The sequence below is a fragment of the Mycobacterium sp. 2-64 genome (assembly GCF_035918375.1).
Lineage (GTDB): Bacteria > Actinomycetota > Actinomycetes > Mycobacteriales > Mycobacteriaceae > Mycobacterium > Mycobacterium intracellulare.
Genome location: NZ_CP142361.1, coordinates 2595967 through 2608905 on the forward strand (window position 1 = coordinate 2595967; position 12939 = coordinate 2608905).

The window sequence follows — 12939 nt, forward strand, 5'->3', positions numbered from 1 at the left end:
TGCTGTAGACGCCCTATCGGTTTCCTTCCGGTACTTTTTCTGACACTATTGGTCACTATGACTGCACCGTCCGAAGGCGACGCCGATCTGGGCCACGGACAGCCCTGGGAGGTCGTCGTCGAGCGCGGCAAGATCGCCGAGTTCGCCGAGGCCATGCTGAGCGACGAGCCTGCCTACCGCGGCCCCGACGCGATCATTCCGCCCACGTTCCTCACCAGCGCCGCCCGGTGGGCGCCGCCCGGTGTGCGGGTCAGCGTGGGCTTCGACCGCAAGCGCCTGCTACACGGCGAACAGGAGTACGCCTTCTATGGCGACCTGCCCGCTGCGGGCGACGTGCTCACCGCTCAGGAGCGGGTGGTCGACCGGTTCGAAAAGCCGGGTAAGCGCGGCGGCACGATGCGCTTCGCCACTGTAGTAACCGAATACCGGGATGCCGCAGGAGCATTGGTTGCCGAGGCGAAGGCGACGTTCATCGAAACGGCGGCCGAGAAGTGACGGCCGCAACTGCCTTGCGGGTCGGCGCGGAGGCCCCACCACGCGAATTCGGTCCGCTCACCCGTCAGATGTTCGTCCGCTATGCGGGGGCGTCCGGGGACCTGAACCCCATGCATTACGACGACGAACTCGCGCGGTCCGCCGGATACCCGTCGGTGTTCGCGCAGGGAATGTTCTCGGCAGCGCTGCTCGCGGGATTTGCGACCGATTGGATGGGCGCGGGCAACGTGCGCCGTTTCGGGGTCAGATTCCGCGAACAGGTCTGGCCGGGTGACGTACTGACGTGCGCGGGGACCGTCACCGAGATCTGCGAGGAGGGGGACGCTGACCGCCTGTCTGTCGAGTTGACCGTCACCCGCCAGACCGGCGGGGTCGCAATCACCGGTTCCGCACAATTCCTCATACCGCGAAACGCGCCACCGAGTGCCACGTCGAACGCGGATCGGCCATAGGCTTAACCGATCATGTCCGAAGCCTCGATCGTCCGCCGGGCCAGTTACGGCCCGTCCAGCCCCGCCATCGGTGCCCGCGGGGCCAGTACGAGGAGCAAGATCACCGAGGTTTCCCTGGAGTTGTTCGGCCGACTCGGGTACTTCGACACCTCCGTCGATGCGATCGCCAAAGGTGCCGGAGTGTCCCGGGCCACCCTGTACCAGTACTTCAAGGGCAAGGACGAGATCTTCCTTGAGTTGCTCAATGAATGCGGGAGCGCGTTGTTCCGAGTGGCTCGCCGCATCGGGCCGCTCGGGCCGGACGAGGTGGGATTCGACAACCTGAACTGGTGGCTCGGAGAGTGGAGCTGGGTATTCGACAAGTACTCCACGATGTTCGTGCAGTGGACGGCCATCGCCTCCTCGGACACCAAGGTGCGCCCGGAGATCACCCGATTCGTGCGCAGCTACAACCACCGCGTCGCCGAGCGGCTCGGCGCGTCGGGCCTGCGAGGCCTCGACCAGGAAGTGGCGGCCATGACGATGACCGCACTCGTGCACCGCATCAACCTGTTCGTGCACACCAACCGCGCCTACGGCCGTACTGCGAAAGATGCGGTCGACACGCTCTCGGTCTTCCTGCAGCTGATGTTGTTCCCCGACACGCCGCCTGCGGTGTTGACCTCGCTGCGGCTACATGGCAGCACCAACCCGGCCGCAGACGTGGACGCCGTCGAGCTGCCAGACGAACCGACGGTCGAGGGACTTTCGATCAGCGAACGCACCGCCAGTCTCAGCAAGCGGGCCGTCGCCACGGTCACGGCGCTGGCCGAAGCCGGTGCGGCTCAGTTCCGCGCTCGCGGCTACCGCAGCACCAGCGTCGACGACATCGTGGAGGCCGCCGACGTCGCGCGAGGCACGTTTTACAAGTACTTCAGTGACAAGCAGGATCTGCTCGCCGCCGTGGCGGCTGAGATCTACGGGGCCGGAAAGGCTTTCGCAGATAGAATTTCGCACGTCGACCCAATCACGGAAGGGCCGACTCTGCGACACTGGCTAGCCACCTACGTCGAGTTCTACGACCGGTATTCCGGCTGCATCGAGGCGTGGGCGGAGGCTGCCACCGACGACCCAACGATCGTCGGCATCGGTGAGCACGGCCAGGTCCTGATGGACCTCGGCGCGGCGAGAATGCTGATTCGTCGACCTGGTCCATACCCGTTCGATCCATTGGTTTCGGCGCTGATCTTGCGCGCGCTCGTCACCCGGGTGCCGCAGGCGGCGTTGGATCTGCCGGAGCCCATTGACGGTGACGGTCTGGTCGAGCTATTGATCAGCTGTCTTCAGCGCGGGTTCTTCGGTCACACGACCTAACGCACCGGGGGCGGACGCGGCGACGGCCATCCCTGTGATCCATTCCGGAACCGGCTCGTAGGCCAGAGGGTTGACTGGCCTACCGCCACCGGCGGCACCGGCGGCGACCCAGGTCCTGACCTCGTTGGCGCCGGCACCTGCCCGCGTGTGCGCGGAGTCCACGAGTCGAATCAGCGTCGCGGCGTCCCAGGTCGACATCGCCTGCAGCACCTCGGCATCCCAGTCCGGCCGTATCTTGTTGCGCGCATCTGCCATTCCCGCAGCGATGATTCGCGCCCGTTCGTCGTCGCTGAGTTGGTACGTGTCGACTTCTAGGCTTGGTGGCGAATGGGACAGACCGCCGGTGCCGATGAGCAGCACCCGCTGATTCACCGTGTCGAGGAAACGCCCGACCGCCGCGCCGAAGTCGGCGACTCGCCGACCGGTCGGCAGCGGGGCTGTTGCGCAATTCACCGCAATCGGAATGACAGGCTTGGCATGTAGTGTGCCCAACAGATCCCGAATCGGCTGTGCGAAAGCATGGTCCAGTTTGACGTCGCGACAAACCGCGACGTCGAATGCCTCACTGAGCAAGTGCTCGCACAGCGCGCGTGCCAACGCCGCCGGCACCGCCAGTTCGCCTGCGGGATGGCCGCCCTCCGCGATGATCGAAGCGGACAGTGCAACCCCGAACGTGGGTACCACAGTGGTGAATGCGCGACGGTGATCGCCACCGAACACGATGACGATGTCGGGGTCGAAGCTGTTCACCGCATCGGCAGCGGTCGCCAGGGCGGAGCGAAATTCGGACCCGAACGCCTTCTCGACGTCGCGCTCCTTGCCGGGGCTGTGGCTCGCGCAGACCACCAATCGACTCGAAGTCATCGGAGTCAGCCCGCCCCGGATATCGCGCCCTCAGGGCAGTTCGCGGCACCGTTGCGTGCTTCATCTGGGTGCTCCGGCGGCACCTCACCATCTCCAATCACGTGGTGATACCCGCGTCGTCATACTCGAATACGTTGGGCGCCAATGTATAAACACATGCCATGGCCCATGCACCTATCGGCGTCGATCCTTGCGCTCAAGCGGCACCGCCTGCCCCGGGACTTGCGGAAGGTCGGTGGAAACCTTGGGAAGTTCGTCGGTGGTCAATCCCAACCTCGATTCCTATCCGCGCGCACCCTGTGGGAAAACTGTGACCTGGCTACTCCCCAAAGTGTGCCATCACCGTCAGATATAGACAACTCCCTGCATCATCGCCCCAGAGATCCTTGCGCGAAATAGCGCGTGCTCGCGGAAAATATTGCGAAATACCGCTGGGAGATGTTGTGACATCATTGTCAGACATCGCCATACCCTTGGCGTTGTGACAGTGAACTTCCCCTTGGATCGGGGACGCGTGTCGCCGACAACGGATTGACCATCCACGCAAGAACAACCTCGGCAGTTCCCACACAGAAGGGAACGCGCGCGAGTCAAGTCGACACCATCGACATCGGCGGCGAGAACCCGTCATTCGCCAACGCCGTGGCCAGCCCGCTGCCGATGGGCCCCTCTTCGTCGAACAACGTCGCGACGCCGGTGGCAACGCCCTCATGGTCGTAGTGCGTTACCGATGCCAGTCCGATGTAGACGCCTTTCGGCAAGCGACTGAGCGAGATCGTGTAGTCGGCGTTGATGAACTGCAGTCCCGCAATGCCCCAGTGGGTTAGGGAACTGGTGAGGTCACCGGCCATGACTGCGCGAGTGAAGGGTGACAGCGGCTCGTCATCGACGAGCGTCTTCGTCTCCCGAACCCACGCGAACTTCTGCCCGTTGTGTCTCCACTCGGTGACGCCGACACCGGGAGTGCCAGCAACCGGGTCGCGACCGTACGAATGCAACAAGAGGGGCAGGTCGTCGGGCACGACGTCGGGCTCGGCGGGGACTGCAGGCATCGCAACGGGCCACGTCCACACCTTGTCCATGGCCAACTCACTGCGACGCAGGTACAGAGCACTGGCCCGTGCCACGGTGGCGTCGTTCTGAGTCATGACCGCGTCGACCAGCCGAAGTCTGCGGCCGTCGCGCACCACCGACGAATGCACCTGTACGGCCTGCAGTGCCACTGGCCTGAGTAGGTCCACCGTCAGCCGGGCGGGTTGCAGATCGATGTCATCGACTTGTTGCTCGACCGCACGCCCGAGTAGTCCACCGATGTAGTTGCCACTCAGGGAAGGACCCCACGGCCCTCTCGCTAAAGGAGTTGGCACATAGTCTGGGCCGTTGGTGACGAAGAAGCACGTGGGCATAGTGCCGGCCGAGTCCACGGTCATATTATTTTCGATACCTCTCGTCGCGCGGTCGCCCGGCGCCGCAAATGATTTCAGCTCCGCAGTCGGCATCGGGCGAGGAGGATCTCCGCCAGCCGCTCCGGGTGGCTGAACATCAATTCGTGGCAGGCAGCGATCGGGATGACCTCCTGCACGCCGCCGAGCGCGGCCATGCTGGCGTGCTGCGACGCCTGTGAGAGCGCTCGGTCGCGAGTAGTCAGTATCCAGGTGCGCGGCACGTCGTCGGGCATTTCGCTGCGATCTACCGGCTCGCCGGGGATCTTCGGCGACTCGGCAGACAGCAGCGCCATCGTAAGTCGACGTTGTTTGCGAGTCATGCCGTTGCAGAACGCATATCGGGATACGAGGCGTGGAATCTTCATCGGTCGGCCGCCCTTCGCGGCCTGCCGCGCGAAGACGGCCAATGGACCGCGCAACGTGTCCGCGATGGACAGGCCCTGCGGCGGTACGAACGCGGCGGCCAGGATCATCTCCCGCACCCGGGAGGACCCGAGTTTGGTGACGACACCGGGCACCGTCACCCCGGCCATCGAGTGGCCGACGATTACGATGTCGCCAAACCCCTCCCGCTCGATGTCCGCCACGACGGAGTCGACCCATTTGGCGATGGTGGCAGATGCGAGGTCTCCGGGCGTGCGGCCGCGGCCGGGGAGATCCACGGCCAGGGTGCGCAGTTCCGGTGCCTGGCGGTGCAATTCGGCGACGACGAGATTCCAGCAATCACCGGCATGCTCACCGCCGTGGACGAGGACGAGATCGGGGAGTGGCGTCTTTGTCACCGCGTTCGTGGTCGCTTCTTGTTGTTGAGCGAATCGGGATTGGCACCCGCGTTGCCGATGTGGGCGTTGGACATGTCGTCGCGGGCGGCGATGGCGGCCGCCGTCTGCCGGGTGAAGCCGTTCACCCGCTCGGGACGGTTCAGCGCCGCGGTCGCCAGATGGTCATCGACGCGAAATTCGACGGTGGCCAGGTCGGTCTGCTCGATCAGGGACGCTCCTCAAAATTCGATCCGGCGACACCTCGGATGCATCACACAACGTCTTTACCGGGTTACGAGCTTGTGTAGTCGTGGGGAACATATAAATGTATAGCTGATTATGGTGCCTTCGCGCATCAAAATGAAGGTGGAATTCAACTCGTGTGTGCAGCGCCAGTAGACGAACAAGCTCGGGGCTTGTGCACCGGACGGTAACATAGTTAACCTAGTTCTATGCGTCGGGTGCCGCTGGCCCGGCGACACCCAGTTGAATCTGGCAGTCAGCTGGCTGCCACACCGCTCAGCGGAGGGCACGTCGACGGGTTCCCACCACGGACCAGGTGTCCCCTCGAGCACGGCAGCACAGAAGGACGACATGATCGAGAGTCAGCCCAGCGCAGTCTGTCCCGTCAAAGAGTTGGAGATGAACACGGCCGGTAGTCCCGCGCTGACGCACTTCCGGCGGCTGGACGAGTGTCAGGACGCGGGCGGCCCGGTCTTTCGCAACAGCGAGGCGGGGGCGGAGTACTGGGTGTTCACAGACAACTCGGTGATCCTGGATGGACTCCAGCACCCGGAGCTCTGGTCCAGCAGCGTCATCGTGCCGACCGAACCGGAACCGCCCTACAAGTGGATTCCTATCATGATCGATCCGCCCGACCACGCCAAGTGGCGTCATGTGCTGGCAGAGTACTTCTCGCCCGGACGCGTCAAGGGCCTGCGCGATGCGCAGGAGAGCCTCGCCGCCGGACTGATCGAGCAGGTCGTCGGCGAGGGTAGATGCGACTTCGTCGAACGGATCTCGCGTGTATTCCCGTCCACGGTGTTCCTGACGATCATGGGCATGCCCGTCGAGGACCTCGAGCAGTTCATGGCGTGGGAAGACAAAATTCTGCATCAGAGCGGCGTAGGCGAGGAGGTGAACGCCGCCCGTTTCGAGGGCATGCAGCAGGTGATGGGCTACTTCTCCGGTCTGATTCAACAGCGCCGGGAGGATCGTGATCCGCAGGCTGACGACATCGTCAGCAAGGCGATTGACTGGACCATCGACGGCCAGCCGATCAACGACCTCGAGCTGCTGAACTGTCTGCTACTGCTGTTCATGGCCGGGCTCGACACGGTGTCCAATCAGCTCTCCTACGCCATGCTGCACTTGGCCACCCATCCTGCCGACCGTGCCAGGATCGTCGCCCAACCCGAGCTCATCCCAAGGGCGGTTGAGGAGCTGCTACGGGTCTATCCGATCGTGCAAACAGCCCGAAAGGCAACGCAGGACATGGACTTTCATGGATGCCCTGTTAAGGCCGGCGACATGGCGGCGTTCCCGCTTGCCTTCGCCGGACGCGACAAGGCGGCCTACCCTGATGCCCGCAAGGTTGACCTCGACCGCGGCGTTACGCGTCACCTGTCCTTCGGCGGTGGGCCGCACCGGTGTCTGGGTTCGCACCTCGCCCGCCAGGAGCTGGTGGTGGTTCTGCAGGAGTGGCACAAGCGCATTCCAGACTACGAAGTCGCCGGGCAACCCATCGAACACGGCGGACAGGTGTTCGGCGTGGATTCATTGAACCTGACGTGGCAGTGACGTGAGCCTGCCACGCGCACAGGACAGGATCTGGCACGACATCGGGCTTCCCGCGGAAATCGTCGAACTGCGAGCAGAAGTCCGACTCGCCGTCGAGAAGGCCGTCGCACCCCACGCCGCTCAGATAGGCCAGCGCGAAGAGACCGCGGACAGCTTTCCATGGAAGGCTTTTCGCGGACTTGCCGACGAGGGCGTCTTCGCGATCCCGTTCGGCCCGAAATTCGGCCGTGGCCTGCAGTACCCCTTGCTCGGTACCTGCACGGCGACCGAGGAGATCGCCTATCACAGCAGCAGCATGGCGGGCGTGTACGACGGCCAGTGCATCCTGGCGCCAAAGGCGTTGTCGTTCGGCTCGAGCGAGTTGCAGGCAAAGCTCGTTCCTGGACTCGTCAGCGGTGACCTCGTCTTCGCCTTCGCCACAACCGAACCCGATGCCAGCAGCGATTTGTCCGTCGAGGCGATGCAGACGGTCGCCGAGGAGACCTCCGACGGCTTCGTGGTGACCGGGCGAAAGCGCTGGATCACCAACAGTCCAGTGGCCGCCTGGGTCGCGGTGCTGTGCCGCAGCGGGCGAGGCATGACGATGCTCGCCATCGATCTGAAGAACAGCCCCGGCATAAGAATCGGCACGCCCGACCTGAAGATGGGACACCGCGGCCAGCTCACCGCGGACATCGTCTTCGACCAAGTCGTCGTCCCGCGCGCGAATGTGCTGGGGGAGCCGGGCAACGGATTGTCGGTCGCTCTTGCCACGCTGACCTACGGCCGCATCGGTATCGCCGCTGCTGGAGTGGGCGTCGCGCAGGCTGCCCTCGATCTGGCGGTCGAGCGGATGCGCACGCGCCACGTGTTCGGCAAGCCCCTTGGTGCGATGCAACATTGGCAATACCGGCTCGCCGAACGTGCCACTGAGCTCGAGTGCGCGCGAAACTTGTATCAAAAGGCGGCGCTGCGAGTCGATAGCGGGGAGCGTCACGCCGAGCCTGAGGCGTCGATGGCCAAGTCGTTCGCCACCCGGCTGGCCGCCGACCTGGCCCGTGACGCGATCCAGGTCTACGGCGGGTATGGGTTCGCTCGCAAGGTGTCGGAGACGGGTGAGACGTTCCGGCTCGAAGAGCTCTACCGGGATGCGAAGATTCTCGAGATCTTCGAGGGCGCAAATGAAGTGCTGCAGTGGGTGATAGCCCGACAGCTGATCGGCCGAGATGTGACGGGTTAGCGTGCATGCGACGTTCGTTGACGTTCGACGTCACCAGAGGCGTTGGGTCCGATGAGGAACTGACTCAGGAGGCATGGCGGTTTCTGCCTCAGCATCCTGCGGACGTGCGTGGCGTGCTGCTCTGTCTCGCCGGGGGTACATACGACAAGCACTACTGGCACATTGACATCGACGGCTACCCCGGGTACAGCTTTGGCGAGCACCTGGCGACTCCGGGTTCGTCGTCATCGCAGTGGATCGCCCCAGGATCGGTGGCCGCTCGCCGCGCCGTATCCGCCGACGCTTAGAGGAGAGCAATGACCAATACCGTCGGATTCCTCGGCGCCGGACAACTCGGAGAACCCATGGTCGAGCGGTTGCTCGGCGCCGGCCACGACGTGCTGGTCTACGCCCGGCGCGAGGAGGCCCGCCAACGACTGGAGGCGAAGGGTGCAGCGATCGCCGATTCGGTGGCCGGCCTGGCGCGCGGCAGCGACTTCCTCATCTCATGCCTGTTCTCCGACGCGCAGCTGCGCGAAACCGGCGTCGGGCCAGACGGTTTTATCGCCAACGCGAAGCCGGGCTTGGTGTTCGTCTCTCATACGACAGGCACACTGGCCACGCTCGAGGCGTTGTCGGACGGTTCTCCCACGGCGCCGATTATCCTCGACGCCCCGGTCAGCGGGACCGCGGACGACATCGCCGCGGGTACGTTGACGGTGCTGATCGGGGGACCGGGGGACGCGGTCTCCGCCGTGACGCCGATCCTGGCCGCCTACGCCGACCCGGTAGTGCCGACCGGTGTGCTGGGCAGCGCGTTGGCGCTCAAGCTGATCAACAACCTGTTGTTCGCCGCCAACGCCCAACTCCTGGCAGCCGCAACCCAACTGGGTGGCCAGCTGGGCGTCGATTCCGACGTGCTGTTGTCCACGCTGCGAGTGTGTAGCGCCAACAGTCATGCGGCCGCCCACGCCCACCGCATCGGCGGGATGGACCGGTTCGCCGAGCTGGCCGGACCGTTCCTGCGCAAGGACATCGCGGCATGCCGCGAGGCCGCCGCCGAGGCGGGCGTGGAACTCGGGTTGCTGGGCACCGCTGTACGGGAGGGTCCGCTGGAGCTCGACGCCGTCGACTCAGCGACCGGAGCAACACCCTGATGACGGGTCGACTCGCGGGCAAGGTCGCATTCATCACCGGTGCCGCCAGGGGCCAGGGCCGCGCACACGCGGTGCGGATGGCTGAAGAAGGGGCCGACATCATCGCCGTCGACCTCGCCGGCCCGTTGCCCGAATCAGTGCGTTACCCATCGGCAACCGCAGACGACCTCGCCGAGACCGTGGAGTTGGTCAAAGCGAAAGGTAGCCGAATCTTGGCTACCGCCACGGACATCCGCGATCTGGACGCGCTACGAACCACTGTGAACGAGGGCGTCGAAGCCTACGGGCGATTGGACGTCATCGTGGCCAACGCCGGGATCTGCATCCCGTCGCCATGGAACGAGATCACCCCAGAAGCGTTTCGCGACATCATCGACGTCAATGTGACGGGTACGTGGAACACCGTGATGGCCGGTGCGCAACGGATCATCGACGGTGGCCGCGGCGGGTCGATCATCCTGATCAGCTCCTATGCTGGGGTGAAGGTGCAGCCCTACATGGTGCACTACACCGCCAGCAAGCATGCCGTCACAGGCATGGCCCGGGCCTTCGCCGCAGAGCTGGGCAAGCACGAAATCAGGGTCAACAGCGTGCACCCCGGGCCGGTCAACACGCCGATGGGGGGCGGGGACATGATCGCCGCGCTGTTTGCCGCGATCGAAACCAACCCCGCTCTCAACAACATGGGGACGCCGTTCCTTCCACAGTGGGCCTGCGAGCCGGAAGACGTTGCGGCCGCGGTGTGTTGGCTGGCCTCTGACGAGTCGCGCTTCGTAACGGCCACCCGTTTGTCGGTCGACCAGGGCATGGCGCAGTTCTGAGCGTTTCGCCTCACTTTCTTCTTCGGTGACGCGTCCCAGAGGTCGCGGTGGTGACAGGTATTCGTCGTCACCCGCGGAGCAAACGGATTGGCCGGTAAGGGGCACTAAGGCTCGTCGGCAAGGCGGCGCAGATCACCATCGTGTGCCCCAGGAGCTGTTCGGGCCCCTGCCGCGACGTCACATCGCGATGACGATGCCCTGAGTGAGCGCAACGATGACGCCGAGAACGACGAGAAAAGTTAAGGATCCTCCGACCAGTTTGACGGTCTCGCGCCACAGGGCGGCGTTGCTCTGTGGCGGAAGGAAGAATTCCGCCGGCAGCTCTTTCACATCGAGGTCCCTTCAAATCACGGAACGTAGGGGCTGTCGGCGCCGGTAGCCGCGCGCATCACCAGGAGCGGAACGACAAGGAACACAAAGAAGCTGACCTGGAAGACGATGAACCAGGCACCGAGCCGCAGGAATTCGAAGCGCCAGCGCGGAATGGTGACCTCGTAGTTCAGCCACGCGTCGAACTCATGCTGCTTGGTCGGTTGCACCTGCTTGGTGGCCACGGCGACCGAGCCGGCAGCGACGGTGTCGCCGGGAGGAGGCGGAATGACCTTCGGCACGGTGAATCGATCCAATCGGCAGAATCGCTCGAAGTGGTTGAGGCCACGTATCGGCGGTTTGCCGGCCCAGTAGGCGATCAAGTTGGGCCACACACACATGATGCCGATCGTCCAGAGCAATGTGATGCGCCCGCCGTTGCCCCATTGGAGCACGGGCCCGATGCCGGGGTCATACGTCCACCAGCCCATCGCCGTCGCCGTGCCCTCGACGACGAAGTCCCAGACGTAGTTGACCGGAATAGCAAGTATCACCATCGATTTGAGCATGCTCCAACCGAACCGGATGGAAACCCATTGGCTGAGCCACAGCACCAGCAGCGCATGCACGCCCCAGTACACCGCGTAGGCGAACGGCATGAATAGCGGATCGTGTGGGGTCTTGACAGGCAGCCACTCGAGCACGTGGTGTTGTGCAAACAACGGACTGTAGAAGAGCATCTGGCCCCAGTCGCCGATGGTCTCCATCCAATACACCGCAAGGCTGTTGAAGAGGAACAGGAACCCCCAGGTCAGGCGTCGGCGACGAATCGCGTCGGCTATTGCCAGCACGATGAAGATGCTCCCGACGATGGGGATGACCCAGTTGAAGAACCACACGCCGGATGGTTCGACGGTCGCGGGTGGTGCCAGATCCGAAGCGGCTGACAGCATCGTTGCCTCTCAACGAGCAAGTGTTGGAGCGGAGTCCAACACGTTTTTGGTACATGTGTAACCTAGTTCACTACATGTTGTTTGTCACCTGAATCTGCAATGGGGGTGCCGCTCCGTGACGACTCGAACGCTGCGGCATCGTGCCAGCGCGGCGGCAGCGAATCTCACCGCGGCGGGCGAGCTTGTCGCCGCAGTCTTGCCGACGCTGCCCGGATCCGGCCCGTCGTCAGCGGCGGATGTCACGGCCGAATGGTTGACGAGGCACCTGGCGAGTACGACGCCGGGTGCTGTGGCGCAGCGGATTTCACCGCTGGACGGCACAACGGGTACGACAGACCGTCGGCGCCTGGCGGTTGAATGGAACGACTCGGGTCGGACAGCGGGACTGCCCGACCGTCTGTTTCTCAAGAGCACCCCGCTGTCTGCAAAGAACCGCACGATGGTGGCGGCATTGGGGATGGCCGTCAACGAGGCACGCTTCTACAACGAGGCCGCCGACGAACTCGCCGGAGTCACCCCGCGCTCCTGGTATGCGCGTGCGGGGGTCGGAGCGCGATTCCTGATCGTTCTCGAGGATATCGTTGGCGCCGGCGGTCGGCCGTACGCATTGGCCGACAGGTGCGACATCGGCCACGCGCAGGGACTGATCGACGTCTTTGCGACTTTGCATGCCCGATTTTGGGAGAGCCCGCGGTTGGTAGGGGATCTGTCGTGGGTTCGAACGTGGAGCACCCGGCCGGGATACGGCGTGTTGAAGATGTTCTACTCGCGAGGCCGCCGCGGGGCACTTCGCCGGGAGCGTCCCGAGGTAACGCCTGCCGTGCGGGCTGTCGCGGCGGCTCTCGACACGCATGCCGATGCCTATTACCGGGAGTTCGAGTCGGGGCCGTTGACCCTCTTGCACGGCGACTCGCATCTGGGCAACACCTTCGCTTGGGCTGACGGACGGTCCGGACTTCTTGACTGGCAAGTGGTTTGGCGGGGGCCGGGACTGCGGGAGGTGTCCTACTGGATGACCACCGGGCTGGAGCCGGAGATGCGTCGCGCTGCGGAGCGCGATCTCATCGAGCGATACCTGCAGGGTCTGCGTGCTTACGGAGTGAAGGACGTACCGGCCTTCGACACCGCGTTCGACTTGTACCGCCTTTTCGCCGCCGAAGCCTGGGATGCGACAGCGATGACGATCAATTGGCCGGGTCTGCAGGCACAGCAGAATTCCGTCGCTGCCTTCCGGCGGGCCTGCACGGCCGTCGAGGATCTCGACACCGCCGCGCTGATAAACCGGCTGTACCGTTAGCAGCCCGGCTCGATGCCGGACGTTGACTCTATGA

General features: G+C 64.3%; 15 protein-coding genes. 8 read left to right on the forward strand and 7 right to left on the reverse strand.

Features of this window, described 5'->3' with window-relative positions; translation table 11 throughout:
- The first annotated feature begins 57 nt into the window (after positions 1-57).
- Genes QGN31_RS12365 through QGN31_RS12375 form a run of 3 tightly spaced genes read left to right on the forward strand, consistent with a single transcriptional unit; the run spans position 58 to position 2300 of the window.
- A complete protein-coding gene (locus QGN31_RS12365) occupies positions 58-495 on the forward strand; it encodes an FAS1-like dehydratase domain-containing protein (protein WP_014384915.1) in 438 nt (145 codons plus the stop codon).
- The gene (locus QGN31_RS12370; protein WP_041784999.1) at positions 492-947 is read left to right on the forward strand and encodes a MaoC/PaaZ C-terminal domain-containing protein; all 456 of its coding nucleotides are present in this window, start codon (positions 492-494) and stop codon (positions 945-947) included. Before QGN31_RS12365 ends, QGN31_RS12370 begins: the two co-directional genes overlap by 4 nt.
- A gap of 12 nt (positions 948-959) precedes the next feature.
- Complete coding sequence (locus QGN31_RS12375; RefSeq protein ID WP_014384913.1) at positions 960-2300, forward strand: TetR/AcrR family transcriptional regulator; 1341 nt, start codon at positions 960-962, stop codon at positions 2298-2300.
- On the opposite strand, the gene QGN31_RS12380 is transcribed toward QGN31_RS12375, so the two are convergent.
- The 5 genes from QGN31_RS12380 to QGN31_RS12395 form a co-directional block, all read right to left on the reverse strand.
- On the reverse strand, positions 2253-3164 hold the full coding sequence (locus tag QGN31_RS12380; protein WP_014384912.1) for a 3-carboxyethylcatechol 2,3-dioxygenase: 912 nt from the start codon (positions 3162-3164) through the stop codon (positions 2253-2255). The two genes, QGN31_RS12375 and QGN31_RS12380, sit on opposite strands and share 48 nt — an antisense overlap.
- Positions 3165-3169: 5 nt before the next feature.
- Complete coding sequence (locus QGN31_RS26350) at positions 3170-3265, reverse strand: ferredoxin (protein WP_158023543.1); 96 nt, start codon at positions 3263-3265, stop codon at positions 3170-3172.
- Positions 3266-3754: 489 nt separating this feature from the next.
- Positions 3755-4594, reverse strand: a complete 840-nt coding sequence (locus QGN31_RS12385) for a thioesterase family protein (protein WP_041784998.1) — start codon at positions 4592-4594, stop codon at positions 3755-3757.
- 50 nt (positions 4595-4644) lie between these two features.
- Positions 4645-5391 carry an alpha/beta fold hydrolase gene (locus tag QGN31_RS12390; RefSeq protein ID WP_014384910.1) on the reverse strand — a complete coding sequence of 249 codons (747 nt, stop codon included), beginning with the start codon at positions 5389-5391 and terminating at the stop codon, positions 4645-4647.
- Positions 5388-5516, reverse strand: a complete 129-nt coding sequence (locus tag QGN31_RS12395; RefSeq protein ID WP_014384909.1) for a hypothetical protein — start codon at positions 5514-5516, stop codon at positions 5388-5390. The genes QGN31_RS12390 and QGN31_RS12395 overlap by 4 nt, the downstream gene beginning before the upstream one ends.
- Positions 5517-5964: 448 nt before the next feature.
- Here QGN31_RS12395 and QGN31_RS12400 point away from each other — a divergent pair, with 448 nt between their 5' ends.
- The 4 genes from QGN31_RS12400 to QGN31_RS12415 all read left to right on the forward strand — a co-directional run bounded on the left by QGN31_RS12400 (position 5965) and on the right by QGN31_RS12415 (position 10346).
- The gene (locus QGN31_RS12400; protein ID WP_014384907.1) at positions 5965-7170 is read left to right on the forward strand and encodes a cytochrome P450; all 1206 of its coding nucleotides are present in this window, start codon (positions 5965-5967) and stop codon (positions 7168-7170) included.
- Between the two features lies 1 nt (position 7171).
- Positions 7172-8389, forward strand: coding sequence for an acyl-CoA dehydrogenase family protein (locus tag QGN31_RS12405; RefSeq protein WP_014384906.1), 1218 nt, complete (start codon positions 7172-7174; stop codon positions 8387-8389).
- A gap of 296 nt (positions 8390-8685) precedes the next feature.
- Positions 8686-9525: an NAD(P)-dependent oxidoreductase gene (locus tag QGN31_RS12410; RefSeq protein ID WP_014384904.1), complete on the forward strand. Its 840-nt coding sequence runs from the start codon at positions 8686-8688 to the stop codon at positions 9523-9525.
- Positions 9525-10346, forward strand: coding sequence for a mycofactocin-coupled SDR family oxidoreductase (locus QGN31_RS12415; protein ID WP_014384903.1), 822 nt, complete (start codon positions 9525-9527; stop codon positions 10344-10346). Before QGN31_RS12410 ends, QGN31_RS12415 begins: the two co-directional genes overlap by 1 nt.
- Before the next feature lie 177 nt (positions 10347-10523).
- On the opposite strand, the gene QGN31_RS12420 is transcribed toward QGN31_RS12415, so the two are convergent.
- Positions 10524-10676 carry a DUF7156 family protein gene (locus QGN31_RS12420; protein ID WP_014384902.1) on the reverse strand — a complete coding sequence of 51 codons (153 nt, stop codon included), beginning with the start codon at positions 10674-10676 and terminating at the stop codon, positions 10524-10526.
- Between the two features lie 17 nt (positions 10677-10693).
- On the reverse strand, positions 10694-11608 hold the full coding sequence (locus tag QGN31_RS12425; RefSeq protein WP_196771518.1) for a spirocyclase AveC family protein: 915 nt from the start codon (positions 11606-11608) through the stop codon (positions 10694-10696).
- Positions 11609-11723: 115 nt separating this feature from the next.
- Here QGN31_RS12425 and QGN31_RS12430 point away from each other — a divergent pair, with 115 nt between their 5' ends.
- Entirely contained in the window at positions 11724-12905 is a 1182-nt protein-coding gene (locus QGN31_RS12430) for a phosphotransferase (protein ID WP_014384900.1), read from the forward strand.
- Positions 12906-12939: the final 34 nt, after the last annotated feature.

Coding starts and splice junctions, on each gene's coding strand:
- QGN31_RS12365 (WP_014384915.1), top strand. CDS start 58: ATGACTGCACCGTCCGAAGGCGACGCCGATCTGGGCCACGGACAGCCC.
- QGN31_RS12425 (WP_196771518.1), bottom strand. CDS start 11,608: ATGCTGTCAGCCGCTTCGGATCTGGCACCACCCGCGACCGTCGAACCA.
- QGN31_RS12375 (WP_014384913.1), top strand. CDS start 960: ATGTCCGAAGCCTCGATCGTCCGCCGGGCCAGTTACGGCCCGTCCAGC.
- QGN31_RS12385 (WP_041784998.1), bottom strand. CDS start 4,594: ATGACCGTGGACTCGGCCGGCACTATGCCCACGTGCTTCTTCGTCACC.
- QGN31_RS12380 (WP_014384912.1), bottom strand. CDS start 3,164: ATGACTTCGAGTCGATTGGTGGTCTGCGCGAGCCACAGCCCCGGCAAG.
- QGN31_RS12410 (WP_014384904.1), top strand. CDS start 8,686: ATGACCAATACCGTCGGATTCCTCGGCGCCGGACAACTCGGAGAACCC.
- QGN31_RS12400 (WP_014384907.1), top strand. CDS start 5,965: ATGATCGAGAGTCAGCCCAGCGCAGTCTGTCCCGTCAAAGAGTTGGAG.
- QGN31_RS12415 (WP_014384903.1), top strand. CDS start 9,525: ATGACGGGTCGACTCGCGGGCAAGGTCGCATTCATCACCGGTGCCGCC.